General features: G+C 61.9%; 22 protein-coding genes. 8 read left to right on the top strand and 14 right to left on the bottom strand.

The genetic code is table 11. The features are described 5' to 3' along the window. Positions 1 to 99: 99 nt before the first annotated feature. Positions 100 to 900 (top strand): N-formylglutamate amidohydrolase, encoded by an 801-nt coding sequence (locus AC1DWZ_RS16585; RefSeq protein ID WP_477170028.1) that lies wholly within the window; start codon positions 100 to 102, stop codon positions 898 to 900. Next, positions 897 to 1,565 (top strand): cysteine hydrolase family protein, encoded by a 669-nt coding sequence (locus tag AC1DWZ_RS16580; protein WP_477170027.1) that lies wholly within the window; start codon positions 897 to 899, stop codon positions 1,563 to 1,565. Before AC1DWZ_RS16585 ends, AC1DWZ_RS16580 begins: the two co-directional genes overlap by 4 nt. On the opposite strand, the gene AC1DWZ_RS16575 is transcribed toward AC1DWZ_RS16580, so the two are convergent. The 5 genes from AC1DWZ_RS16575 to AC1DWZ_RS16555 are packed head-to-tail and all read right to left on the bottom strand — an operon-like array spanning position 1,562 to position 5,867. Then, a complete protein-coding gene (locus AC1DWZ_RS16575; RefSeq protein WP_477170026.1) occupies positions 1,562 to 2,422 on the bottom strand; it encodes an SIS domain-containing protein in 861 nt (286 codons plus the stop codon). The two genes, AC1DWZ_RS16580 and AC1DWZ_RS16575, sit on opposite strands and share 4 nt — an antisense overlap. 32 nt (positions 2,423 to 2,454) lie before the next feature. Then, positions 2,455 to 3,324, bottom strand: coding sequence for an MBL fold metallo-hydrolase (locus tag AC1DWZ_RS16570; protein WP_477170025.1), 870 nt, complete (start codon positions 3,322 to 3,324; stop codon positions 2,455 to 2,457). Beyond that, a complete protein-coding gene (locus AC1DWZ_RS16565) occupies positions 3,314 to 4,279 on the bottom strand; it encodes an NAD(P)-dependent oxidoreductase (protein WP_477170024.1) in 966 nt (321 codons plus the stop codon). The genes AC1DWZ_RS16570 and AC1DWZ_RS16565 overlap by 11 nt, the downstream gene beginning before the upstream one ends. Positions 4,280 to 4,284: 5 nt before the next feature. Next, positions 4,285 to 5,238: a shikimate dehydrogenase family protein gene (locus AC1DWZ_RS16560; RefSeq protein ID WP_477170023.1), complete on the bottom strand. Its 954-nt coding sequence runs from the start codon at positions 5,236 to 5,238 to the stop codon at positions 4,285 to 4,287. Beyond that, positions 5,235 to 5,867, bottom strand: a complete 633-nt coding sequence (locus tag AC1DWZ_RS16555; RefSeq protein ID WP_477170022.1) for a glucose-6-phosphate isomerase — start codon at positions 5,865 to 5,867, stop codon at positions 5,235 to 5,237. The genes AC1DWZ_RS16560 and AC1DWZ_RS16555 overlap by 4 nt, the downstream gene beginning before the upstream one ends. Positions 5,868 to 6,022: 155 nt before the next feature. On the opposite strand from AC1DWZ_RS16555, the gene AC1DWZ_RS16550 reads away from it, so the two are divergent. Then, complete coding sequence (locus tag AC1DWZ_RS16550; protein ID WP_477170021.1) at positions 6,023 to 7,528, top strand: xylulokinase; 1,506 nt, start codon at positions 6,023 to 6,025, stop codon at positions 7,526 to 7,528. 15 nt (positions 7,529 to 7,543) lie between these two features. Next, positions 7,544 to 8,404 (top strand): TauD/TfdA dioxygenase family protein, encoded by an 861-nt coding sequence (locus AC1DWZ_RS16545; RefSeq protein WP_477170020.1) that lies wholly within the window; start codon positions 7,544 to 7,546, stop codon positions 8,402 to 8,404. 37 nt (positions 8,405 to 8,441) lie between these two features. Here AC1DWZ_RS16545 and AC1DWZ_RS16540 read toward each other — a convergent pair whose 3' ends face one another. The 7 genes from AC1DWZ_RS16540 to AC1DWZ_RS16510 form a co-directional block, all read right to left on the bottom strand. Continuing rightward, positions 8,442 to 9,137, bottom strand: a complete 696-nt coding sequence (locus tag AC1DWZ_RS16540; protein ID WP_477170019.1) for a response regulator transcription factor — start codon at positions 9,135 to 9,137, stop codon at positions 8,442 to 8,444. Then, a complete protein-coding gene (locus tag AC1DWZ_RS16535) occupies positions 9,134 to 11,821 on the bottom strand; it encodes a DUF4118 domain-containing protein (protein WP_477170018.1) in 2,688 nt (895 codons plus the stop codon). Before AC1DWZ_RS16535 ends, AC1DWZ_RS16540 begins: the two co-directional genes overlap by 4 nt. Positions 11,822 to 11,837: 16 nt before the next feature. Next, positions 11,838 to 12,407 carry a potassium-transporting ATPase subunit KdpC gene (gene kdpC, locus AC1DWZ_RS16530; protein WP_477170017.1) on the bottom strand — a complete coding sequence of 190 codons (570 nt, stop codon included), beginning with the start codon at positions 12,405 to 12,407 and terminating at the stop codon, positions 11,838 to 11,840. Positions 12,408 to 12,419: 12 nt separating this feature from the next. Further along, positions 12,420 to 14,483: a potassium-transporting ATPase subunit KdpB gene (gene kdpB / locus AC1DWZ_RS16525; protein ID WP_477170016.1), complete on the bottom strand. Its 2,064-nt coding sequence runs from the start codon at positions 14,481 to 14,483 to the stop codon at positions 12,420 to 12,422. A 29-nt stretch (positions 14,484 to 14,512) separates the two neighbouring features. Next, complete coding sequence (gene kdpA / locus AC1DWZ_RS16520; protein WP_477170015.1) at positions 14,513 to 16,228, bottom strand: potassium-transporting ATPase subunit KdpA; 1,716 nt, start codon at positions 16,226 to 16,228, stop codon at positions 14,513 to 14,515. Between the two features lie 29 nt (positions 16,229 to 16,257). Next, on the bottom strand, positions 16,258 to 16,347 hold the full coding sequence (locus AC1DWZ_RS16515) for a potassium-transporting ATPase subunit F (RefSeq protein WP_477170014.1): 90 nt from the start codon (positions 16,345 to 16,347) through the stop codon (positions 16,258 to 16,260). 258 nt (positions 16,348 to 16,605) lie between these two features. Beyond that, positions 16,606 to 17,433: a substrate-binding periplasmic protein gene (locus AC1DWZ_RS16510; RefSeq protein WP_477170013.1), complete on the bottom strand. Its 828-nt coding sequence runs from the start codon at positions 17,431 to 17,433 to the stop codon at positions 16,606 to 16,608. Between the two features lie 280 nt (positions 17,434 to 17,713). Between AC1DWZ_RS16510 and AC1DWZ_RS16505 the strand changes: the two genes are divergently transcribed. Beyond that, on the top strand, positions 17,714 to 18,079 hold the full coding sequence (locus tag AC1DWZ_RS16505; protein WP_477170012.1) for a DUF3302 domain-containing protein: 366 nt from the start codon (positions 17,714 to 17,716) through the stop codon (positions 18,077 to 18,079). After that, positions 18,076 to 19,377: an HlyD family secretion protein gene (locus AC1DWZ_RS16500; protein ID WP_477170011.1), complete on the top strand. Its 1,302-nt coding sequence runs from the start codon at positions 18,076 to 18,078 to the stop codon at positions 19,375 to 19,377. The genes AC1DWZ_RS16505 and AC1DWZ_RS16500 overlap by 4 nt, the downstream gene beginning before the upstream one ends. Before the next feature lie 4 nt (positions 19,378 to 19,381). Here AC1DWZ_RS16500 and AC1DWZ_RS16495 read toward each other — a convergent pair whose 3' ends face one another. Continuing rightward, entirely contained in the window at positions 19,382 to 20,191 is an 810-nt protein-coding gene (locus tag AC1DWZ_RS16495; RefSeq protein WP_477170010.1) for a phytanoyl-CoA dioxygenase family protein, read from the bottom strand. A 91-nt stretch (positions 20,192 to 20,282) separates the two neighbouring features. On the opposite strand from AC1DWZ_RS16495, the gene AC1DWZ_RS16490 reads away from it, so the two are divergent. Further along, the gene (locus tag AC1DWZ_RS16490) at positions 20,283 to 21,173 is read left to right on the top strand and encodes a LysR family transcriptional regulator (RefSeq protein WP_477170009.1); all 891 of its coding nucleotides are present in this window, start codon (positions 20,283 to 20,285) and stop codon (positions 21,171 to 21,173) included. Between the two features lie 104 nt (positions 21,174 to 21,277). Further along, complete coding sequence (locus AC1DWZ_RS16485) at positions 21,278 to 22,807, top strand: HAL/PAL/TAL family ammonia-lyase (protein WP_477170008.1); 1,530 nt, start codon at positions 21,278 to 21,280, stop codon at positions 22,805 to 22,807. 19 nt (positions 22,808 to 22,826) lie between these two features. Here the strand turns inward: AC1DWZ_RS16485 and AC1DWZ_RS16480 are convergent, their stop codons facing one another. Continuing rightward, positions 22,827 to 24,557, bottom strand: coding sequence for a long-chain-fatty-acid--CoA ligase (locus tag AC1DWZ_RS16480; protein ID WP_477170007.1), 1,731 nt, complete (start codon positions 24,555 to 24,557; stop codon positions 22,827 to 22,829). Between the last annotated feature and the right edge of the window lie 120 nt (positions 24,558 to 24,677).

Below are 24,677 nucleotides of genomic sequence, written 5' to 3'. Positions count from 1 at the left end.
TCCCGCGCGACTGTGTAGCAGATACTACAGAAACGCCGATTGACAGCAAGAAAGAATTATCTGCTATATTGCACGGTACGCAAAAGATGGCGCCTCAGCATGATCAACACACAGCCCACGGCCTTGCTGGCGCCGGACGAGCCGGCGGCCTATGACCTCGTCAACGCAGATAGCGGCTCGACACTGGTTTTCCTGTGCGATCATGCCAGCAACCGCATACCGTGGAGCTTGCGCGATCTGGGTCTCGGTAGCGCTGCGATCGAGACGCATATCGGCTGGGATATCGGGGCGGCCGGCCTTGCCCGAAAACTTGCGCTGAATTTCGCAGCACCCCTGGCGTCGACCGGCTATTCGCGCCTGGTGATCGATTGCAACCGCCCGCTGGATGCTGCCGGCTCGGTACCGGAGGTGAGCGCCGGTATCGGTATCACCGCCAACCGGCACCTGTCTGCTGCCGCGATCCGTGACCGCCAGGATGTGCTGTTCCATCCTTACCACCGCGCCATCACTGACCTTTTGGATCGGCGATCGGCACGACGCCAGCCGACGGCGATCCTCTCCATCCATAGCTTCACGCCTGACTATCCGGGCGAGGTGCGGCCTTGGCATATCGATTTTGCCTCGCGCCATGACCGCCGCCTGGCCGAGCTGCTCCTGACGCGCATCTCTATTCCTGACATTGTGGTCGGCGACAATCTGCCTTATGCCGTCGATGAGACCGACCATACGATCCCGTTCCATGCTGAAACTCGCGGCTTGCCGCATGTCCTCATTGAGGTACGGCAGGATACGCTGGCGACGGAGGCCGGGATCTCTCTCTGGGCAGATCGCCTCACGAATCTGTTGCATCGCCTGATGCCCGATATCGACCGCCTTGCAAAGGACAGCCTGCCATCATGACAAAGCCGTCTCTTCCCGACAGTCCCGAGATTCTGGGTCCTGCCTACCGCCAGCAGCGTATCGTGCCGGCCAAGACCGCGCTCATCAGCGTCGACATGCAGAATGCCGACTGCGCCGCCACGAAACGTCGCGACCGCGCGCCCGGCACCGAAAAGTATCATTATTTCTACGACCGGCTGGATGCCGTCACGATTCCCAACCAGCAGCGCCTGCAGCTGGCGGCCCGCAAGCTCGGGATCGAGAACATCTACATCATCATCGAAAGCCTGACTTTGGATGGTCGTGACCGCGGCATCGATCACAAAGCTTCCTTCATCAACAATCCGCGCGGGTCGTGGGATGCCAAGGTGATCGACGAGGTGGCGCCTGCAGCAGACGATATCATCGTCCGCAAGACAGCGTCCGGTCCGTTCGGGACCACTAATCTCGACTACATCCTCCGCAACATGGGCTTTGAGTATCTCATCGTCTTTGGCGTGCTCTCCGATCAATGCGTTGAGAACACGGTGCGGGGTGCCGGCGATCTTGGCTATCTGGTGACCCTGGTGCCCGATGCCTGCGCTACTTACACGCCGGAGCGGCAGGTCTTTTCCGAGCAGGCGATCAAGGGCTATTGCCGGCAACGCTCGACCGACGAATTGCTGGCCGAATTCGCGACTCTCTAGGAACTGCGAAGGTCGCGCAATTGCTGCTTCATGGCAGCGACACGGGTCTGCTGGGCCGGGTCACGCCGCAGTGCCACCGCCGTCGACAGCACGTCAATCACGGTCAGGGCCGCGATGCGCGAGATGGTCGGCGTGTAGATGTTGGTATTGTCCAGCGTCTCAATGAGGATCGGCACGTCGCAATGCTGGGTCAGCGGCGAGTCCATGCCGATGAGACCGATCACTTTGGCACCATTGGCACGTGCGATATCGGCGATCTCGATGATCGAAGTGGTGGCGCCGGTGTTGGAGATGACCACGGCGACATGGTCCGGCCCCATCAGCGAGGCCACCATGATCTGCTGATGCGCATCCATCTGTGCCCCGCAAGGGACACCAAACAGGGGGAATTTCTGTTGCGCATCCTGCGCCACAATGCCTGAGGCCCCGAAGCCGAAGAATTCGATGCCTTTGGCCGCAACCAGCAGATCGACCGCGCGGGCGAGGGAACGCTTGTCGATGCGATTGCGTGCCCAATCCAGGCTGGTGATAGTGTAATCGAAGATCTTGTCGAACACCGTCTCCGGCCCGTCGCTGTCCAGCAGCACGGAATGCGTGGCGGGTGTCCCCAGGGCCAGGCTCTTGGCGAGGCGCAGCTTGAAATCCTGGAAGCCTTCGCAGCCGATGGCGGTGCAGAAGCGAATGACCGTGGGCTGGCTGACATCGGCCATGACGGCCGTGTCGGCAACGGTGGCACTGAGGAACCGGCGCGGATCGGCCAGCACGACATCGGCCACCTTGCGATCGGATTTCCGCAACGACTCACGCGCCAGACGCACGACCTCAAGAATATTCTGCTGTGGCGCTTCGGCGTTCATGACCTGATTCTCGGGTCCGATTCTCGATTGGTTCATCCCCAATGATAGACCGTGTTGAGAGCTGCGCGAAACAGGCGCGGTGTCGCTGTCCGGGCAGCCAGGCCGTCGATCATAGCCGGATCGGCGGTATTGAAGTCGAACATGCCGAAATGATGGGCGATCAGGGCCTTCGCCCCAACGGCGCGCGCCAAACTGATGGCCTCGTCGAGGGCGAGATTGCCCGGCACGCCATTGGCCAGCAGCTCGGCGCTGCGGCCATTGACCGGCAATAGCACAACATCCGGGTGCAAGGCCGTGACCTCCGCTACCATGCCATCGAACGGGATCGTGTCGCCGGAGTGCCAGATCCGCAGACCCGCGATCTCGATGAGATAACCGAGGAAGCGATAATGCCCTGCCTCGTCGCGCTCGAGCGTTTCATGGGCCGCACGCGTCGCCGTCACAAAGATGTCCGGCAAGGGCTGGATGCGCTGGCCGGCATCCACCAGCAGCAACCGGTCCGGCGTGACGCCGGATCGTTTCGACGCCTCGCCCTCCGCCGCCAAGGGCGCCACCAATTTCACGCCGGGTCGCGCGGCCAGCAGCGGCTGCAGGGTCGCCGGGTCCATATGATCGGTATGCTGATGTGTGCTCAGCACCAGGTCGACCCGACCCAGACTGTCGGTCGTGATGGGAGCCGACATCATGCGCTGATGCGGATAGAGCCGGCCGCGATACTTCTCGGCCAAGGAATCCGACAGATAGGGGTCGATCACCAGCCGCTTGCCGCCGGCATCCAGTACGAATCCCGCCTGACCGAGCCAATAGAGCGACGGGCGATCCAGCGGCGCTTGCGCCAGTCGCGCAGCGAGTGTGCCGTCGAAAGATATCGCCGCGAGCGCCGACCCAGGTTCAGCCGACATGGGCACGGGTGGCGGGTTGCAGCGCTTCCAGCAGATGATCAACGGCGATCGACGTCGCACGGTCGACGCTTTCATCGGTGAAGCCGCCGATATGGCTGGTGGCGATGACGCGTTCATGGCGCGCCAGCGTGAGATCCTTGGGTGGTTCCTGGTCGAACACGTCGGTCGCATAGCCATCGATCGTGCCGACGATGAGGGCCGCCAGCAAGGCAGCCTCGTCGATCAGGGCAGCGCGTGCCGTGTTGACGATGATGGCACCGCGCCGCAGGCTGTTGAGGGCGACCCAATCCAGCATCGGCCGGCCATCGCGCTGCAAGGGGCAATGCAAAGTGACGATATCCGCCTCGCGGAACGCGGTCGGCAGATCGACCCACCGGAATTTTTCAGGAGGGAATTTGTCCGGGGCAAGATTGATGTTGGGACATGCCGGATCGAAGGCCAGCACCTTGGCGCCCAGCGCCGTGAGCAGGCGTGCCACTTCGCCGCCGATGGCACCACAACCGATGACGGCCACTGTCCGGTCGCGCAATTCTCGCCCACGCCGCCGTGGCCAGGCACCATCCTTGATACCCGCATCGGCCGCCGGAATGTGCCGGAGCGCGCTAAAGATGAGGGCGATCGCCAGTTCGGCGACACCCGCTGCATTGGCGCCGCCGGCGATGGCGACCTTGATGTTCTTCTTGACGAGGACATCCATCGGCAGATTGTCGACACCGGTGCCGTTGCGGCTGATGATCCGAAGATCGCGCGCTGCGTTGATCGCCTTCACCGAGACCGGCTCGATCCCAGCGAGCCAGCCGGTGCAGCCGGGCAGCAGGGAGATGAGCTCTTCTTCCGTGGGCAAGGTATTGGGCGTGCAAGTGGCGATCTCAAAACCGGCGTGGCGCAGGCGATCGATCTGCGGATGCGGACCGGAGGTCAATGAGCGTGGCGTGATGAGAATGCGACCTGTCATGTGACTTATCCTTTCGCCGCGTTCCGAGCGATGCGGGAAATATCTTCGAATCCAGGACCTGAGGTGGGGATCTCGATCTGGAATACTTCGGCGATGATTTGCGTCCAGCCGTGGAGGAAATAGGTCCAGCCATTCTCGATCTGCAGGTCTTGCGCCACGCTTTGCCGTCGAGCCTGGTCGAGGAAGACGAGCTCGCCCCGGTAATTGAGATCCCAGACGATCCCTGATCGCGGGAAGACGGCGGCATCGGTCAACGGCGACCCTGGCGCATCCTTGCCAAGGCCGGTGGCGTTGATCACCAGCGCATGGGGGCTGAGATGGCTGAGGATGACGTCATTGGCAGCTACGTTGGCGACCTTCACATATTCGACAGGCACGCCAGCACCGATCTCCTTATGAATGCGTGCGATCTCGTCCAAGCGATGCTGGTCGCGATCGGTAATGATGATCCGGCTCGGCACATTGGCACCGCGCTTGCGGTTCATCAGATACCAAGTGATGGCGATCGCCGATCCGCCGGCACCGATCACAAACAGCTCCGCGCCTGTCTTCTTGAAGTGATCCGGCGGCAGGAAGCCGTTCAGGGTCAGGCCGGATGAGATGGGGTCCTTGGCATGGCTGACCAGCTTGCCATCGCGTTTCGAGATGCAACTGGTCTCGCCCATCAGTTCGGCATAGGGATCGAAGGCATCGAAGAGGTCACGGCAGGCAGCATGAAGGTCAATTTTGTGCGTCGTTACCAGTGCGCCCAGCGACAAGGGATCCTGCTTGATGAAGGAAACCGCTTCGCGATAGGCGGCCCGGTCCGCATGCAGCGGGAAATCGATGCCGACGATGGCCGCGTGCCCGAGGCCAAGATGCTCTGCCCAGGCCGGAAATACCTGCATGATTGAGCTTTTGGTGGTGGTGACACCAATGAAATAGAGGGTTGGCCTGGTGGCGGGTCGATAGGCGGTCACCGCGATGCCCCCTGCTGCAGCAGGCCGGCGATGGTACTGTCCGACCGGCCGCGATAGGCGGCGTTCTCGACCAACTGCCAGCCATCCTTGCCGTCGCTCATGACGCGGTGTCGCATGCCGTTCGATTGTTCGATGATGCCGTAATCCTGTCCTGCATCGGCGGGATAGGAGAAGACCATCACCAGATCTTCCGTCCCCGTGTTGACTGAACGATGAATCCAGAACGGTGGCACATAGCAGATGGTCTGTGGCCCCATTGCCACGACGCGGGTTTCGCCGTCGGGCGATTCCAGTTGCATGAGGCCACGCCCCTGCTGGCCGTAATAGATCTCCGGCCGGTCGGCCTTGGCATGGATATGCCCGCGGGTGAGGAAGAACTCGTCACCGACTTTTCCCGGCGACATGCGGGTGACACCGAAGATGAGATCGCCGTTCTCGGCGGAGGGGCGAAAATCGGCGACCTCATAGACCACCGGGTTGCTGCTCGTTGCGAGCAAGGCAGCGAAAGCCGCAGTATCGGCATAAAGGCCGGCAAGATCGCCCAGGCGCTTTTGATAGCGCCCCGTCGCCCCCGACATGGTGCCGCCGCTGACATCCACCTGGCAGTGAGAAGGATCGCGTAAAGACATGATAGGCTCCTCAGTTACGTAGTAATGCTACATATTGAGAGAAGAGAAATCAACCGGATTGGCCAAAATCATGCTGCGATGCACCAAAATTGCTCATTGACGTGCTAAAATAGGTAATTATGCTACCTATTCGGCCTCTAACTGCGGAAGCTACCTTGTCCAAGGATCTCTATCTCGCGATCGATATCGGCACCGGCAGTGCCCGCGCGGCGCTGGTGGACCTGGCTGGCCGCATCCAGGCAATCGCCGCCCAGGAATATGACCAGATCGTTCCGCAATATGGCTGGTCGGAGCAGAGGGCGGATGATTGGTGGTCGGGCGTCGTTGCCGCTATCCGCGCACTCCTGGCGAAGGAGGTGGGTGCCGGCGCTCGCATCGCCGCCATCTGCGCCTGCGGGCAGATGCATGGCACCGTGCTTCTCGATACCAACGGCCGATTGACGCGAGCGACGGTGCCGTTGTGGAACGACAAGCGTACGGCTGGCCTGGTGAAGACTTTCGAAGCCGCGCATCGCCCAGCGGACTATCTGAAGAAATCAGCCAACCCAGCGACGCCGGCCTGGCCGGGCTTCAAGCTGCAATGGCTGCGCGACCAGGATCCTGCCGCCTACAACGCTGCCGCTTCCGTGGTGATGCCAAAGGATTATGTGAACTTCCGCCTGACCAGCGAGATCGCGATGGATCGGACCGAGGCGGCTTGCAGTTTCCTGATGGACCCCACGACCGGTGCTTGGTCACCCCATATGTGCGATCTCCTCGGCCTCGACATTGCCAAGCTGGCGCCGATCCGCAACCCCACCGATATCGTCGGCCATGTCACGGCCGCCGCTGCTGCCGAGACGGGGTTGCTCGCCGGCATTCCGGTGCTGGTAGGAGCTGGTGATTTTCCGGTGGCGCTGCTCGGGTCCGGTGTGTCCCGTGCAGGCCTTTGTTCCGACATCACCGGCACCTCCAGCATCATCACCGTGGTGGCCGATGCACCATTGCTCGATGCCGAGATTTCCAATATCGGCACGGTTGAAGGCGGCTGGGGTGGCTTCGTGCTGCTGGAATCTGGTGGCGATTCCATGCGCTGGGCACGCCGCGCCTTTCATGAAAGGGCGCTCAGCTATGAGGAGATCGTGGCCAAGGCGGTTTTGGCGCCGGCGGGCGCCGATCGCCTGTTCTTCCTGCCCTATCTCACCGGTGAACGGTTCGGCGAGCATCGCAATTCCCGCGCCCAGTTCTTCGGTATCACGGCGGAACATGGCCTGTCCCATCTGCACCGCGCGGTGATGGAGGGGGTTGCCTTTGCGGTCACACGGCAGATGCGCATCATGGAGCAGGCAGCGGGTCGCAAGCTGGAACGCGTCATCGCGTCGGGGGGCGGCGTCAAGACAGAGCTGTGGATGAAGATCAAGGCCAGCGCCTATAACATCCCGATCCTGGTACCGCAGGAAGCCGAGTGTGGCATCGTCGGTTGCGCCGCCATGGCTGCTGCAGCGACCGGCCGTTTCGCACAGGCTGCCGATGCCGCCGCCGCCTTCGTCCAATATGCTGGCGAAATTCTGCCCGATCCCATCTGGGCCGATACTTATGCCCGTATGCAGCCGGTGTTCGACAAGCTGTATGTCTATGCCCAATCACTTTATGACGATCTCGACAGACTGGCTGTGGACTGATTAGGGTAGGGGATCATGAGAAACGACCTTCATATCCGCCCCATCACGCCGCATCTCGGCGCCGAAGTGACCGGCATCGACCTCCGCGATGCGCCGGAGACGATGATGGACACGGTGCGAGCGGCATTTGCCGATCATTCGGTGCTATTCTTCCCGGACCAGAAGCTGGCGCCGGACGAACTCCTCTATGTGACCGGTCGCTTCGGCGATGTGCTCCGTGTCCCTTATGTGAAGGGCATGGACAGCCATCCCGACATTATCGCCGTGCTGAAACAGGCGGATGAAAAGCGCATTTCGACCTTCGGCGGTACCTGGCACACGGATTTCTCATTTCTGCCCGAACCGCCGGATGCCACTCTGCTGCAGGCGATCGAATTGCCGCCGGTGGGTGGCGACACGATCTGGGCCAATCAGTATCTCGCCTATGAATCCTTGTCCGCTGGCCTACAGAAGCTGCTCGACCCGTTGCGCGCGGTTCATACCGGTTGGCCGCATGGCACGATGGGTCCCGGACCAGATGCTGCCGTCAGCCGCTCGATCAAGATGACCCGCAACGATCCCAGCGCGGATCAGGAAGTGCTGCACCCGGTGGTGCGCGTGCATCCGGTGACGGGCCGCAAGGCACTCTTCGTCAACCCGGTCTATACCCAGCGCTTTGCTGACATGAGTGCCGCGGAATCGAAACCGCTGCTGGATTTCCTGCATACCCACTGCACGCGGCCGGAATTCCAGTGCCGCCTCAAATGGCAGGATGGCATGCTGGTGATGTGGGACAATCGCAGCACCATGCATCTCGCGATCAACGATTATGACGGCCATCGCCGCCTGCTGCACCGGACCACCGTGAAGGGCACTGTGCCAGTAGGGGTGGTGTAACCGATTCGTCATGGTCGGCCTTCGCCAACCATGACGATTAGGGTTCCACCAGCTTCATCCGATATCCCACGCCCGCTTCGGTCAGGATCATCGCTGGCTGCTGTGGATCGGCCTCAACCTTCTGCCGGAGCTGGCGGACATAGACACGGAGATATTCGACATCCTCGCCATGTGCCGCACCCCAAACGTGGGAGAGGGCTTGGCCGTGGGTCACCACCTTGCCGACATGTTCCGCAAGATAGAGCAGCAGGTCGAACTCACGCCGTGACAGCTTGACCGTTTCCCCGCGCACCTTCACCTCGCGCGCCAGTATGTCGATGGAAAGATCACCATTCCGGAACAAGGCGGCACGGCCCTGCTGCTGCAGCCGGTGCCGGAGCGCGGCGCGGATGCGCGCCATGAATTCCTCGATGCCGAACGGCTTGGTCACGTAATCGTCGGCACCACCATCGAGGGCCGCTACCTTGCCGGCCTCATCGTCGCGCACCGACAGCACGATGATGGGGATGGGCGACAGCGCGCGGATGGCCTGCACCAATTCATGGCCGTCCATGTCAGGCAGACCCAGATCGACCACGGCGAGAACGAAATTCCCGCGGCTGAGCGCCGCAAGTGCCGCCTTGCCGGTTTCCGCCTCGGTCACCGCGAAATCATGGGCGAGCAGGCTGCTTTTGAGGAAGCGGCGGATTGCCGGCTCGTCGTCGATCACCAGGATTTCCGGAGGTCCGCTCACGCCGTCACCTGCAGGCCTTTCGGAAATCGCAGCGTAAAAAGAGCGCCGCTGCGGTCGGTGCGGTTGGCGGCAAGAATGCTGGCGCCCATCGCCTCGGCAAAGCCGCGGCAGATAGCCAGGCCCAATCCGGTCCCGGCCCGGCGCCGATCGCCCCCCTCGACACGGAAGAAGCGGTCGAAGATGCGTGTCAAGTCAGCCGCTGGGATACCGGGGCCTTCGTCGCGCACGCTTACCGTGATGCCGTCCTGATCCTGTCCGATGCGCAAGCCGATCTCGCTTCCTGCCGGGGCATATTTCGCCGCGTTATCGAGCATGTTGATCAATATCTGCCCGGTCAAGGTGGCATCGATCGCGAGCATCGGCAGATCCTTGGCGATCTCGACCTTCATCTGATGCTGCGAGAGCAGCGGTTTCGCCTGGCCCAGGGCACCGGCGACAATGTCGCCGAGATCGGCCGGCTGCTTGCGTGGCGCCAATGCGCCAGCTTCCAGCCGTGTCATGTCGAGGATATTGCCGATGAAGCGGTTGAGCCGTTCGGCCTCGTCCTGGGTCGTGCGCAGCAGCTCTTCCCGCGTCTCTTCGGGAAATTTCTGCCACAACGATCGCAAGCTCGAGACCGATCCGATGATCGAGGCAAGTGGCGTGCGGAAATCATGAGAGATCGAATTCAAAAGTGCATTGCGCAGCTGTTCAGTCTCGCTCACCACCCGCGCCTTGTCGATATCCTGCATCAGGCTGATGCGCTCGATGGCCACCGCCGCCTGATCGCAGAGCGCATCCAATAGTCGTTTCTGGTCCGGCGTGAACATCGGACCGGTCTCTTCCTGGTCCAACCCCATGACGCCGATCTTGCCGCGCTCGGTGGCAAGCGGGATGAACAGGCGCTTGGCGCCGGGCAGGGTGCCGGCACCGCGGCCGGCCGGTTTGCCATGGTCCCAAGCCCATTTCGCCGCGGCGAGGTCGGCATCGTTGAGTTCGTCATCCGGCGGGTAGCCGATCCTGACAATGATCTCGCCCGCCTCATCCGGCAGCAGCAGGATGACATGGACCCGCAGCATGAGCGCGATCTGATGCGCGACTGCCCAAAGGAGATCGTCCATCTCACCGATCGCTGCCACCTTGCGGCTGAAATTATAGAGCGCGGTGGTGGAAGCAGCACGCTGGCGCGAGGCGCGTGCTTCGGCCCGGACCTTGGCCGTGAGGTTGCTGGTAAGGATCGCCACCATCAGGAAGAAGAACAGGGCGATGACATTGGAAGGATCGGCCACCGTGAAGGTGTGGATCGGGTCCAGGAAGAAATAGTTATAGGCCAAGGTGCTGAGGATCGACGCGAAGAGCGAGGGCAGCAGGCCATATTGCACGGCCGAGAACAGGACCGCTGCCAGGAACATCATCGAAATGTTGGGAAGATCGATGAAATGATCGATGGCGAGACTGGCAATCAGCGCCAGCCCCACGGTGACCGCACTGCCGACATAGGGTGTGAGGGAGAAGGACGCCGTCGCCTCAGCCACATCGCGCGCCTGGCCTTCCTCCTTCACCTGCGCGCCGGCCACGACATGGATGCCGATATTGCCGGAGGCGCGTACCAGGTCCCGCACCACGGAGCCGTGCAGCAGTTCGAACCAGCGCGACCGTGTCGACTTGCCGATGATGATCTGGGTGATGTTGTTGGCCCGCGCATAGTCGATGAGGTCGGTGGCGATCTGGTTGCCGGGCAGGGTGACAGCATCGCCACCCAGCCGCTCCGCCAGGCGCAGTGCTTCGTCGACCCGGTCGCGCTCCTTCTCCGACAGATGATGATAGCGCACCGTCTCGACATAGACGGCTGTCCAGCGCGCCTGCATGCGGTCGGCCGCGCGCTTGGCATAGCGCACCAGGCCGAAGGATGCTGGATGCTCGTTGATGCACACCAACACCCGCTCGCCGGCGGCCCAAGGCCCCGCGATGGCATGGGCCTGCATGTAATTGAGCATCTGGTCGTCGACGCGCTGGGCGGTGCGGCGCAGGGCCAGCTCGCGCAGCGCCGTGAGATTGCCTTCGGAGAAGTAATGCTGCAACGCGCGGTCGGCGGCGTCGCGCATATAGACCTTGCCTTCCTTCAGGCGCTGGATGAGGTCCTTGGGCGTGAGATCGATGAGCTCGACCTCATCGGCGCGGTCGACGATGCGGTCGGGCAGGGTCTCGCGCACCCGCACATGGGTGATCTGCGCCACGACATCGTTGAGGCTTTCCAGATGCTGGATGTTAAGAGTCGAATAGACGTCGATGCCATGCGCCAGCAATTCCTCGACATCCTGATAGCGCTTGGTGTGACGGCTGCCCTCGGCATTGGTGTGCGCCAGTTCATCGACCAGCACCAGTTGCGGCCTGCGCACCAGGATCGCGTCGATATCCATCTCCGGCAAAGCGTGGCCGCGATAGACGATCGATTGCCGCGGAATGATTTCGGCGCCCTCGATCAGTGCCTCGGTCTCGGCGCGGCCATGAGTCTCGACGATGCCGATGACGACATCGACGCCGTCAGCCCGCCGCTTCTTGGCCGCCAGCAGCATTTCATAGGTCTTGCCAACGCCAGGGGCCGCCCCCAGGAAAATCTTGAGGCGGCCCTGTTGTTCCCGCTTGGCCGAGTCCAGAAGGGCGTCGGCGGACGGTCTGCCTATCGGTTCAGGCGCGTTGGCCATCGGGTCAATGGGTCCATCATTTGGCCGCCAGGTCGTCCAGGGCCAGGTTGAGCGTTAGCACATTGACCCGCGGCTCGCCAAGAATACCGAAGGTGCGGCCGGTAACATGGCTATCAACCAATTCCCGGACCTTCGCCGCGTCGATGCCGCGTGCGGTCGCCACACGGTCCACCTGGAAATAGGCGGCGGCGGGCGTAATGTCCGGATCGAGCCCGCTGCCGGAAGTGGTCACCAGATCGACCGGCACCTTGTCGGTTGACGTGCCCTGCTCGGCCGCCGTCGATTGCGCGATACGGTCAATGAGCGCCTTCGAGGTCGGCCCAAGATTGGAGCCCGATGAGGCGGCGGCATCATAGCCATCGGCACCTGCCGCCGACGGGCGGCTGTGGAAATAAGTGGCGCTGGCAAACTTTTGGCCGATCATCGCAGCACCGATGACCTTGCCATCACGGGTGACGAGGCTGCCATCCGCCTTGGTTGGAAACAGCAGCCGGGCCGAACCGGTCACCGCCAGCGGATAGATGAGCCCTGTGAGGATGGTCATCAGGATCAGCAGCAGGAAAGCGGGACGTAACTGGGCGAGCATGACAGATCTCCGTTAGACGATATGAATGGCGTTGATCACAAGGTCGATCAATTTGATGCCGATGAACGGCACCAGTAGGCCGCCAAGACCATAGATCACCAGATTGGACGCCAGCAGCGAACCGGCACTCTTCGCCTGATAGCGCACGCCCTTCAGCGAGAGCGGGATGAGCGCCACGATGATGAGCGCATTGAAGATGGTGGCTGACAGGATGGCACTTTCCGGTGTCTTCAGTCCCATGACATTGAGCAGGCCCAACTGCGGATAGAAGGCCGCGAATATCGCCGGGATGATGGCGAAATATTTCGCCACGTCGTTGGCGATCGAGAAGGTGGTGAGCGCGCCACGCGTCATCAAAAGCTGCTTGCCGATCATGACGATCTCGATGAGCTTCGTCGGATTGCTGTCGAGATCGACCATGTTGCCGGCCTCGCGCGCGGCCTGCGTGCCGGTCTGCATGGCGACGCCGACATCGGCCTGCGCCAGGGCCGGGGCATCGTTGGTGCCATCCCCACACATGGCGACCAGCTTGCCTTTGGCCTGTTCCTCGCGGATCAGCTTCAGTTTGGCTTCTGGCGTTGCCTGCGCCAGGAAATCGTCAACTCCGGCCTCGGCGGCGATGGCTGCGGCAGTCAGCGCATTGTCACCGGTGATCATCACCGTGCGAATGCCCATGCGGCGCAGCTCCTGGAATCGTTCCTGGATCCCGCCCTTGACCACGTCCTTGAGATGAATGACACCAAGAATGCGGCTGCCCTCGACGACCGCCAGAGGTGTTCCGCCGCTGCGGGCAATGCGCTCGGTGATCTCGGTCAGCTCTTGCGAACCGGCAGCCTGGCCGCCATTGCGCTGGCGGACATACTCGATCACGGAATCTACAGCACCCTTGCGGATGGAACGGCCGTCGAGATCGATGCCGCTCATGCGCGTCTGCGCCGTGAAAGGCACGAAGGTCGCATGGCCCGAGACAGCACCCTGGGGTGCCATCTCACGGCCGCGCAGGCCGTATTTCTCCTTGGCCAGCACCACAATCGAGCGGCCTTCCGGCGTCTCATCGCTGAAGGAGGCGAGCTGCGCCGCATTGGCCAACTCCTCGACGGTCACACCGGTGACCGGTACGAATTCAGAGGCAAGGCGGTTGCCAAGCGTGATGGTGCCGGTCTTGTCCAGCAACAGTGTGTCGACATCGCCTGCCGCCTCGACCGCGCGGCCGGACATGGAGAGCACATTGAACTTCACCAGCCGGTCCATGCCGGCGATGCCGATGGCCGAGAGCAGCGCGCCGATCGTGGTCGGGATCAGGGTCACGAACAAGGCAATGAGCACGATGATCGAGACGGTGCCACCAGCATAGTGCGCAAAGCTCGGGATGCTGGCGACCGCGAACAGGAAAATGAGCGTCATGCCGGCCAGAAGGATGTTGAGCGCGATCTCATTGGGTGTCTTCTGCCGCTTGGCGCCTTCCACCAGGCCGATCATGCGGTCGAGGAAGGTCGACCCCTGGGCGGCGGTGATGCGCACCTTGATCTCGTCGGAGAGCACGCGCGTACCACCGGTGACAGCCGAGCGATCGCCGCCGCTTTCGCGGATGACGGGGGCGGATTCGCCGGTGATCGCCGATTCATCGACCGAGGCGATACCCTCGACAACCTCGCCATCGCCCGGGATGAGATCGCCGGTTTCCACCAGCACAACGTCACCCGGCACCAGCGACAATGCCGACACGATCTCGAATGCCCTGCTATTGGCATTCAGTTTTTTTGCCGTCGCATTTATGCGCGACTTCCTGAGTGCGTCGGCCTGCGCCTTGCCGCGACCTTCCGCCACCGCCTCGGCGAAGTTCGCAAAGAGCACGGTCACCCATAGCCACAACACGATCTGTCCGGCAAATGGCGTGCCGGCGCCAATCGCGAGATCACGGATGAACAGGATCGTGGCGACCGCCGCCACCAGTTCCACGGCCAGCATTACCGGATTGGTGTAAAGCTGCCGCGGATCCAGTTTGCGGAAGGACGCCAAGGCGGCCTGGCCCAGGATCTGGCGATCGAACAGGGTAATTTTACGCGACGTGGTCATTTACATGTTTCCTTAAAAACAACCGCCAATCAAAACAGCTGACCGGCTTGCATCATCAGATGCTCGACCACCGGGCCCAAGGCGAGGGCCGGGAAATAAGTGAGGCCACCGACGATCAGCACCACGCCCACCAGCAGCACGATGAACAGCAGCCCGTGGGTCGGGAAGGTGCCGGCGCTGACCGGTGCTGATTTCTTCGCCGCCAGCGATCCGGCGATGGCGAGCGCCGGCAGGATCACGAAGAAGCGGCCGACGAACATGGCGATGGCACCGGTGACGTTGTAGAAGACCGTGTTGCCGGTGAAGCCAGCAAAGGCGCTGCCATTGTTGGCGGCACTCGACGTGTAGAGATAGAACAGCTCCGAGAAGCCATGCGGCCCACCGTCCTGCATGCTCTTGAGAGCGTCGGGCAGTACGGTCGCCACCGCGCTGAAACCCAGCACGACCAGTGGAATACAGAGGATGGCGAGGACCGTCATCTTGACCTCGCGCGCCTCGATCTTCTTGCCGACATATTCTGGTGTCCGGCCGACCATCAGGCCGGCGATGAACACCGCCATGATGCAGAACAGCAGCATGCCATAGAGGCCGGCACCGACGCCGCCAATGATGATCTCGCCGAGCAGCATGTTGATCATGGGGATCATGCCGCCCAATGCCGTGAAGCTGTCATGCATCGCGTTGACGGCACCGCAGGAGGCGGCTGTGGTGATCACGGCAAAGAGCGAGGAATTGGCAATGCCAAAGCGCACCTCTTTGCCTTCCATATTGCCGCCGCTTTGCAGCGCCCCGGCGGCCTGGTCGATATGGAGCGCCGACAGGGCCGGGTTGCCCTGGGCTTCCGCCCAATAGCAGACGCCAACACCGAGCAGAAACAGGACGCCCATGGCCGAGAAGATCGCCCAACCCTGGCGTTGATCCCCGACCATGCGACCAAAGACGTTGGTGAGGCCGGCGCCGAGCGCAAAGATCGCCACCATCTGCACAAAGTTGGAAAGCGGTGTCGGGTTCTCGTAAGGGTGTGCGGCATTGGCATTGAAGAAGCCGCCGCCATTGGTACCCAGCATCTTGATGGCAACCTGGGAAGCAACCGGTCCCTGCGCGATGGTCTGATGTGCGCCTTCAAGCGTGGTGGCGGCGACGTAAGGATTGAAATTCTGCGGCATACCCTGGGTCACCAGGAAAAGCGCGATGATGAAGGAGAGCGGCAGCAGGATGTAGAGCGTGCAGCGCGTGAGATCGACCCAGAAATTGCCGATACCGCTTGCTGACCTACGCGCGAAACCGCGAATGAGCGCCACCGCCAGCGCGATGCCGGTTGCTGCCGACAGGAAGTTCTGCACGGTGAGACCGGCCATCTGCGTCAGATAGCTCATGGTCGATTCGCCGGCATAATTCTGCCAGTTGGTGTTGGTGACGAAACTGATGGCAGTGTTGAAGCTGAGGTCGGGCGCCACCGCGCCAAAGCCTTGCGGGTTGAGCGGCAGCAGATTCTGCAAGCGCATCAGGGCATAGAGGAAGGCAAAGCCCACGCCGTTCAGCAGCAACATCGAAATGGCGTAGACCGTCCAATGCTGATCCTCGCGCGGATTGATTCCGCAAACGCGATAGATCACCCGCTCGACCGGCGCCAGGAACCTCATCTCACCCGCAAATACGCGGGTCATGAAGGCGCCCAAAGGTTTGGTCAGCACAATGATGACGATGCAGAACAGGGCGATCTGCAGGAGGCCGTTGGCAGTCATGATGGTTTCACCAGGCTATGGTTCTAAGTCTAAAGCTTCTCCGGCCATATGATCGCAAAGGTCATATAGGCGAGCAGCAAGGCGGCGGCTGCGCCACCCAGGACGAAATCGAGGATCATCGGGCTACCTCTCTAAATATGCGCGCAGGCGCGGGCATAAAAGCAGGCGGCGATGAAGAGGCCGGCCGCGATCACCGTATAAAAGACATCAACCATGGCACATCCCATGTGGCAGATTTCACCTACCTGAAGATCGTCAGATCGCCGTAAAGATTCGAGATGAGTCCGCCTACCTGGGCATAAAGAGCGCATAAAGAAAAAGCCGGCACAAAACGGCCGGCGGATCACAACACATTGATATACATGTAGATTACCGCATTAATTCACGGTGTCATGATAGCGCGCGAGCAGGGCCTTCATATGGGTCTCACGCTCATGCACGATCTCCCGCCACAGGCAATCGGCGACGTCCTTATGCTGCGCATGCCAGGCTCGGCTGAACACCAGGTAATAGGGTTTGGACGAGATCGGTGGCTCCAGCAGCTTGACCCGGTCGGTCAGCTGGTGTCTCTCGACATAGGCATTGCCGATGCTGGTCTGGATGGCAAAGGCGTCGATCCGGCCGAGCAGCAGCTTGTTGAAATTGTTCTGCGTGTCCTTCGCCTGCTCCACCGGCAGCTTCATCTTGATAAGGTCGTTGGCAATCGACCAGCCGAGATTGGCGCCGATCGGATGAGCAAGGCCGGTGAAGCTCTTGCCATCCCACATCACATTGCTATCGCTGCGCACATAGAAGGCATAGGTCAGCGTGGCGATCTGGTATGCCGGATCGGCAACATCCCCCAGCATGGGATAGGCAGCAATGCCCAACCGCTCCGGGTTGAAGGACAGCATCACCGTGGCGTCGATAACATTCTCCTGCATCAGCGCCAGCAACCTGCCGCCGGGATAGCGCGTAAAGCTCGCAGCGACAATGCAGGTGGTAGCGGCGGTCTGCACCATTTCGACCGCGATGCCGGGCAGCGGTGGAATGACGTCGCCGTTTCCCTGAATGTAAAAGGGCGATTCCTGATTCGAATAGCCAAGCTGCAGGGCAACCTGATCGGCGGCTGCCGGTGTGACGGCAGCAGGCAGTGCGATGCCGGCCAGAATCAGCGCCGCCAAACGCCAGGCGATGACATGTCCATCGGTTCGACAAAACGCCATAAAGTCTCCGTTGCGCCGACAATCAGGCCGGAAGCTTGCCTCAGTCCGAGGCCGTGGGCAATGGCAGTGCAGTTGCGGCATGCCGATGTGGAACAGGCCGGGCGATTGTGACCGATCTGCGTGCTGCGGCGCAGTAGTATCAAATATTATTTAGAGAAAAGTTGGACGCAACTGCTAGGATTGGTGCGGGGACTGGCCGGCAGGGGTAGCACAGGGCCGAGACGCCAAAACTGCTTGATAGACCGATATCGCCACTCTAGCAGGGCAAAAGGATCGCATCATGTTCCTCGACTATTTCTCGCTGGCGATCTGCATCGTCGGCCTGTCATTGGTCTTTTATACCTTCATCTTTATCCATGACATTCCTTACCAGGTCGCCAAGAAGCGCAATCATCCACAGACCGACGCGATCCATGTTGCCTGTTGGCTCAGCATCTTTACGCTGGAAGCGCTATGGCCGCTGGTCTTCCTCTGGGCAGTGATGAACCCCAAGCCGATCTCGGTTTCTGTCGGCGTCAATGAAGAACGCGAGAAGAAGCTGCAGGATCAGATCAACCTGCTGCAGGGCGAGTTGTCCCACGTGCGTGCCAGCATGGCCACGCTCGCTATGCCCCAGTCTGAAACCCAGCCGGGGGCAAAGTCATGATCGAACTCGTCATTGGTACCTATGGCTTCATCTGCTGGTTGGTGTTCAAGAAGTTCCGCCTGATCCCGGTCAACAGCTATACCGTTTCAACCGCGATCATGATCGGTGTCGCTTTCCTCGGCGTCTTGGCCGTGCTGCTCTTCAAATATCATCCGGCCAGCTCGGATGGGCGCCTCTATACGGCAACGACGCCGATCCTGCCCGCGGTGCCGGGGCGTGTCATCGATGTGCCGGTACAGGCAAATACGCTGTTGCGTGAAGGCGACGTGCTGTTCCAGATCGACCCGCAGCCCTATCAATATGAAGTCGACCGGCTGGAGGCCAAGCTGGTTGCAGCCAATACCGATCTCGGCCAGCTGGAAAAGCGCCTCGCCGGGGCGGAAGCTGCCAGCGACCAGGCCCGATCGGAGATTCTCGGCTCCGAATCCGAGTTCGACCACCAGGCGCGGCGCCAGCTGGAGCAGGCGCAGGCCTCTGCGGCGCAGGTGAAAACGCAGCTCGCCTTGGCGCGAAAGGATGAGGACCGCTACCGGGACCTGGTTGCCAAGGGCACGGTGCCGCGGCAGAAATTCGACCAGGTGCAGGAACTGGTGGTGCGGCTGGAAGCGCAGCTGACGGAAGCCAATGCCGCCATCGCGCAAGCCGAGGAAGTGATCAAAGGCGGCGGCGACAAGCTTCAAGCCGTGCGTGAGCAACTCCGCCAGGCGCAAGCGCAAGAGGAAGAGATCCGCATTGCCCTCCAGGCGCAAAGCAGGGGCGTCAACCCGGATATCCAGCAAGTGATGGCGGAGCTTGATCTCAAACGCTGGGAACGGCGCCAGACCACGGTCCGTGCACCTGGCGATGGTTACGTGACCCAGCTCGCTTTGCGTCCAGGCCAGATGACGGCGGTTCTGCCGCTGGCGCCGGTGATGGTTTTCATCCACGCCGAGGAGCCGGCATTGATTGCTAGCTTCCCGCAGAATGTCATCGCCGAATTCACGCCGGGGCTCGAGGCTGAACTCGCTTTCAAGGCTTACCCCGGCAAGATCTTTCCGGCCACGTTGCGGCAGGTGTTGCCGGCAACGGCGGAGGGCCAGGTGACAGCCAGTGGTGCCTTGCGCACGGCGACATCGGCACAGGCGCCAGGACGCATTCCCGTACTATTCGAATACGGGCCGGATGTCGAAGCACTGAATTTGCCCGGCGGCTCCCAGGCGATCGTCGCCGTCTATACTGACAATCTCCACGCCATTGCCTTGATGCGGAAGATCATCCTGCGCATCAAAAGCTGGGAGAACTACATCTTCCTGCCGTGATGGCCTATGCGGCGACTTTATTCTGCCGCCAGATGGTCGGAAACCAGTCTTCGCGCAAGCGTTCCCCGTTCCGTTGGTTGATGCCCGGATAGGGCGGCGAGGTGCGGCCCGGCCGCTCTATAAAGACGGCGTCATCGCCGAGGAACCGGCAGGAGAAGGCACGGCGGCGGTTGGTCCCTGTGTTGCCGTTGGCGCCATGCACGGTGCGATAGTTGAAAAGGATCGCGTCGCCAGGTTCCAGTGCCGGTTCCATAATCCAGTAGCTGCCACTCTCGACATCCGGCATGTCCATGAACTGGTCCTGGTCGGCATAGAAATCCTCGCCGCCGGCCCAGCGCTTCGGGCGCACCAGCTTGGGCCATAGATGCGATCCCAGCACCAGGCGGAGGGTATTCTCCTGCGTCACCGGGTCGAGCGGAATCCAATAGCTGCCGGTCTGCATGCCATCGACGCAGTAATAGGGCATGTCCTGGTGCCAGGGGGTCTTCTTCGCGGTGCCCGGTTCCTTCACCAGCACATGGTCATGAAACATCTGCGACGTGTGGCTGCCCATCAGCTGCCCGGCAAGTGCCGCAGCCGGCGAACGCGTCACGAAGTCGGCGAATTCCGGGATGCGCTGCCAGTTGCAGTAATCGTCGAAGAAGCGGCCGCCGCCATCGCCGGGGCGCACATTCTCGGCACCATGGGGGCCGGGCTCCGCCATGTTGCGCGCGACACCTGCCCGCAGGGTTTCGACCCAATCGGTGAAGGCCCCTTTCAGGACAATGGCACCGTCGCGTTGAAAGATGGCGGTATCTTCCGCGGTGATCTGCATGGCAACTCCGTTGATCTGTTCTGCTACAGACTTGCCAGAAGCAGGGCATCATGAGAAATATATGATGCTGATATAGAGGTATAAGTAAATAATGATACCTTTCACTTTCCGCCAGATCGACTATTTCGTCGCCACCGCCGAGCATGGCAATGTCAGTGCGGCGGCCAGGGCGCGCCATGTGGCGCAGCCGGCCATGTCGATGGCGATTGCCCAGCTGGAAGCGCYCCTCGGCGAGAAACTGTTCCACCGCCGCGCCGGCCACGGCCTCAGCCTGACGCCGGCCGGCCGCATCCTCCTCGATCAGGCGCGCGCACTCCTCGCTTTGGCGCTGGAAATGTCGAGTGCGCCCGCCATGCCGGTGGGGCCCTTGAAGGGCCGGCTGCCCATCGCCTGTTTCAAGGACCTCGCCCCCTATATCCTGCCGCGGCTGCTCGCTGGATTCCGGAGGCTGCACCCGGATGCGATCATCGATCTCTTCGAAGGCGACTTCGCGGCGGTCCATGAAAACCTGATGAGCGGCAGGAGCGAGCTTGCCGTCACCTATGAGCTCGGTATCGCTGCCGACATCAAGCGCTGGGTGCTGGCGGAGCTGCCGCCTTATGCCTTGCTGCCGGCCGATCACCCCTTGGCCAAGCGCCGCCGCGTATCCCTGGCGTCGCTCGCCAAAGAAAAGCTGATCCTCGAAGACATGGCCCAGTCGCGTGAATATTTCATGTCCCTGTTCTGGGCCTATGGCCATCAGCCCCGGGTGAGCCAGTATACCCAGACCTTCGAAATGCAGCGTGGGCTGGTGGCGCACGGTGCCGGGGTGGCGCTGTCCTGCACCAGGCCCCAGGGTGATCGCTCTTACGACGGTATCGCCATAGCCTGCCGGCCGATCACAGAAAAGCTGGCGCCGCAGCGGGTCGTCCTGGCCCAATTGGACGGATCCCGCCAATCGCCGCTCGCCGCCGCCTTCCGCACTTTCGCCCTTCAAAAGTAGCGGATTTCATCGGCCTGTTCCGAAAGCTCATCGGGGCCATCCTTGATGCCGTGAGGCCGCCTGTATATACAGGTACAGCTAAGATGGGCATTCAGGTGGCGAAAATGGCGATAGAGACGGTCGAACGCGGCGATGCGGCACTCACTTATTTGCAGTTGGCGGCCATCGCCCAGGGCGAGGCCAAAATCGCTCTCAGCCCCGCCGCAGACGCCAATCTGCTGAACGGCCGCCGCATCGTCGAACGCATTATCGCCAGTGGCGAGCGCGCCTATGGCATCAGCACTGGCCTTGGTGCTCTCTCCGAAATCATCCTCACCGGGTCGCAGCAGGCCCAGCTTTCGCGCAACACGCTGCTGAGCCATGCCTGCGGCATCGGCACGCCCCTCTCCATCACCGCCACCCGCGCCATCATGGTGTCGCTGGTGAACGATCTCTGCCACGGCAAATCCGGCGTGAGCCCGGCGGTGGTGAGCCAGCTGGTGGCCCTCCTCAACCACGACATCACGCCGGTCGTGCCGAGCCAGGGTTCCGTCGGCTACATCGTTCATGGTGCCCATATCGGTCTTGCCCTCATCGGCGTCGGCGATGTCGTGGTGGGGGGCAGGCAGATGCCGGCCGCCGATGCGCTGAAAGCCGCCGACCTCAAGCCCATTGAGCTTGGCGCCAAGGATGGGCTGTGTCTCGTCAACGGCACGCGCTGTCTGACCGGTCTCGCCTGCCTCGCCTTGGTCGAAGCGGAAGCGTTGGCCGATTGGGCCGATATCATCGGCGCCATGAGCTTCGAAGCCCTGAAGGGCCAGCTCGCTGCTTACGACGAGGCGGTCCTTGATCTGAAACCGCATCCGGGCCTGCTTCATGTCGGCAAGCGCCTGCGGGCATTATTGGCGGATAGCGAGATCGTCGCGCATTTCAAAGGCTTCCGCACCCAGGATGCGCTCTCGATCCGTTCGATCCCGCAGATTCACGGTGCCACGCGCGACCAGATCGACCATGTGCGCCGCCAGATCGAGATCGAGCTGGGCTCGGCCACCGACAACCCGCTGGTGATCGGCACGCCCGACGATTACCGCGTCATCTCCAACGCCCATCCGCATGGGCAGAGTCTGGGCATGGCGATGGACCTTCTGGCCATGGCGAGTGCCGAACTGGGTTCTGTGGCCGAGCGCCGCCTCGACCGGCTGATCAACCCGGCGGTCAGCACCCTGCCGGCCTTCCTGGTACCGGAAGGCGGCGTCAATTCCGGCATGATGATCGCGCAATATGCCGCGGCCTCGCTCGCGGCCGAGAACAAGCTGCTCGCGCAGCCGATGGTGACCGACAATTACATCACCTCGGCGCAGCAGGAAGATCATTTGAGCCTGGGCACGCCCTCGGCGCTGAAATGTCTGCAGGTGATCGCCAATGTCCGCCACATCCTCGCCATCGAATTCCTGCTGGCGGCGCAGGCGATGGAATTCTATTCCGGCCTGAAGCGCGGCCGTGGGACAGAGGCTGCCTACGCCGCCTTGCGGTCCGAGATCGCCCCCTATAACCAGGACCGCTTCCTCTCCCCCGATATCGCTCTTGTGGCGCGCCGCATGGGCGAACATGCGTGGGCTGGGAAAGTGGCGGCACAGCTTCCCGCTGGCCTCTAGCTGCAAATCAGCACGCAGCTCATCCGGCCGGCGCAGCCAGTGCCTGCTCCGCCATCTCGCGGATCTTGGTCTTGAGCAGCTTGCCGGTGGCGGTGTGGGGCAGTTCGGCCACCACCAGGACATCCTCCGGCACCCACCATTTGGCGATCTTGCCCTGGAAATGGGCGGCAACCTCTGCCGAGCTCAGCGTTGCACCGTCATGCGTCACCACCACCAGCACCGGCCGCTCGCCCCAGCGCACATCGGCCCGTGCCACGACGGCCGCTTCCCGCACCACGGGATGGGCGAGGGCGATGTTCTCCAGATCGATCGAGCTGATCCATTCGCCGCCGGACTTGATCACATCCTTGGTGCGATCGACGATCTGGACATAGCCGTCTTCATCCATCGTGACGACGTCGCCGGTCCCGAACCAGCCCGGCAGATTATGTGCGCTGCTGTCGCGCAACCCGAAATAGCCGGCACAGACCCAGGGTCCCCGCACCAGCATGTTGCCGAAGCTTTTGCCGTCGCGCGCCACGGGTTGGCCGTCATCGTCGGCGACCAGGAATTCCATGCCATAGAGCGGTACGCCTTGCTTGGCCTGCAGGGCCAGGCGTTGTTCTTTGTCAAAGGCCGCGTGTTTCGGTTTCAACATGCTGGCAAGGCCCACGGGACTGGTCTCGGTCATGCCCCAGGCATGCAGCATCTCCACCCCCAGCGCCTGGAACCGTTCGATCATCACAGGCGGCAACGCCGATCCACCGACGGCCATCCGGCGCAGCGTCGTAAAGGATTTGTCGTTGGCAGCCATCCAATCGAGGAGACCCAGCCAGATCGTGGGCACGCCGGCGGTGAAGGTGACCCCTTCCTGTTCGATCAGCTCATGAAGGCTGGCACCGTCGAGCTTGGGCCCCGGCAGCACAAGCTTGGCGCCAGCCATGGGTGCCGCATAGGGCATGCCCCAGGCATTGACATGAAACATCGGCACCACGGGCATGACGGTTGCCGCGGCAGAGAGTGCAAACACATCGGGCAGGCACACGGCCATGGCGTGCAGCACGCTGGAGCGATGGCTGTAGACGACACCCTTCGGGTCGCCGGTGGTCCCCGACGTGTAGCACATGCCTGAGGCGGTGTTTTCATCGAGAGTGGGCCAGTCGAAAATACCCGGTTGCCCGGTGATCAAAGTCTCGTAGCACGCTAGCTGCGGCAGCTTTTGCGAAGCTGGCATATGTGCTGCATCGGTCATGACAATGATGGTCTCGACCGTCGTCAGGCGGTCGGCAATCGTTTCCATCAGGGGCACGAACGTGAGATCGATGAACAGGATGCGGTCGCCGGCATGATTGATGATCTGGGCGATCTGCTCCGGGAACAGCCGCGGATTGATCGTATGGCAGATCAGTCCCGCACCGCTGACACCGTAATAGATCTCGATATGCCGGTAGCCGTTCCAGGCGAGGGTGCCGATCCGGTCCCCTTGTTTGAGACCCTGCGATGTCAACGCATTGGCGAGTTGCGCGCTGCGTCGCCAGGAATCGGCATAGGTATAGCGATGGATCGGTCCCTCGACGGTCCGCGACACGATTTCGGTATCGCCGTGATAGGTCGCCGCATGCCGCAGCACGGAGGGAATCAGCAGCGGGACATTCATCATCAAGCCAAGCATTTCTTCCTCCCAAGGGTGATACTGGCAACCTTCACGCAGGACTACTTCCGGCACCGTCTGGGCACGAGGGGGCCTGCCGGCCCGGGCGAGCTGAAGCATGCCCGCTTCTTACGTAGCGGCCGATGAAATAGATGCGCAGGGTTTCCGGCGGCGGGGCGTGGTATCTGGGCATTGCTCGCGCAGGCGACAGCCAGCCAGTCGGCGACCGCTCTGGTCGTC

This window comes from Dongia sp. P2_B8, from assembly GCF_056404715.1.
The sequence above is the reverse complement of the archived record's forward strand: the minus strand, read 5'-3'. Positions and strand labels throughout refer to the sequence as shown.

What these genes read in the sequence shown, in the direction of transcription:
- AC1DWZ_RS16585 (WP_477170028.1), top strand. Translation starts at nt 100, where the DNA reads ATGATCAACACACAGCCCACGGCCTTGCTGGCGCCGGACGAGCCGGCG.
- AC1DWZ_RS16580 (WP_477170027.1), top strand. Translation starts at nt 897, where the DNA reads ATGACAAAGCCGTCTCTTCCCGACAGTCCCGAGATTCTGGGTCCTGCC.
- AC1DWZ_RS16575 (WP_477170026.1), bottom strand. Translation starts at nt 2,422, where the DNA reads ATGAACGCCGAAGCGCCACAGCAGAATATTCTTGAGGTCGTGCGTCTG.
- AC1DWZ_RS16570 (WP_477170025.1), bottom strand. Translation starts at nt 3,324, where the DNA reads ATGTCGGCTGAACCTGGGTCGGCGCTCGCGGCGATATCTTTCGACGGC.
- AC1DWZ_RS16565 (WP_477170024.1), bottom strand. Translation starts at nt 4,279, where the DNA reads ATGACAGGTCGCATTCTCATCACGCCACGCTCATTGACCTCCGGTCCG.
- AC1DWZ_RS16555 (WP_477170022.1), bottom strand. Translation starts at nt 5,867, where the DNA reads ATGTCTTTACGCGATCCTTCTCACTGCCAGGTGGATGTCAGCGGCGGC.
- AC1DWZ_RS16545 (WP_477170020.1), top strand. Translation starts at nt 7,544, where the DNA reads ATGAGAAACGACCTTCATATCCGCCCCATCACGCCGCATCTCGGCGCC.
- AC1DWZ_RS16535 (WP_477170018.1), bottom strand. Translation starts at nt 11,821, where the DNA reads ATGGCCAACGCGCCTGAACCGATAGGCAGACCGTCCGCCGACGCCCTT.
- kdpC (WP_477170017.1), bottom strand. Translation starts at nt 12,407, where the DNA reads ATGCTCGCCCAGTTACGTCCCGCTTTCCTGCTGCTGATCCTGATGACC.
- kdpB (WP_477170016.1), bottom strand. Translation starts at nt 14,483, where the DNA reads ATGACCACGTCGCGTAAAATTACCCTGTTCGATCGCCAGATCCTGGGC.
- kdpA (WP_477170015.1), bottom strand. Translation starts at nt 16,228, where the DNA reads ATGACTGCCAACGGCCTCCTGCAGATCGCCCTGTTCTGCATCGTCATC.
- AC1DWZ_RS16515 (WP_477170014.1), bottom strand. Translation starts at nt 16,347, where the DNA reads ATGATCCTCGATTTCGTCCTGGGTGGCGCAGCCGCCGCCTTGCTGCTC.
- AC1DWZ_RS16510 (WP_477170013.1), bottom strand. Translation starts at nt 17,433, where the DNA reads ATGGCGTTTTGTCGAACCGATGGACATGTCATCGCCTGGCGTTTGGCG.
- AC1DWZ_RS16505 (WP_477170012.1), top strand. Translation starts at nt 17,714, where the DNA reads ATGTTCCTCGACTATTTCTCGCTGGCGATCTGCATCGTCGGCCTGTCA.
- AC1DWZ_RS16500 (WP_477170011.1), top strand. Translation starts at nt 18,076, where the DNA reads ATGATCGAACTCGTCATTGGTACCTATGGCTTCATCTGCTGGTTGGTG.
- AC1DWZ_RS16495 (WP_477170010.1), bottom strand. Translation starts at nt 20,191, where the DNA reads ATGCAGATCACCGCGGAAGATACCGCCATCTTTCAACGCGACGGTGCC.
- AC1DWZ_RS16485 (WP_477170008.1), top strand. Translation starts at nt 21,278, where the DNA reads ATGGCGATAGAGACGGTCGAACGCGGCGATGCGGCACTCACTTATTTG.
- AC1DWZ_RS16480 (WP_477170007.1), bottom strand. Translation starts at nt 24,557, where the DNA reads ATGCTTCAGCTCGCCCGGGCCGGCAGGCCCCCTCGTGCCCAGACGGTG.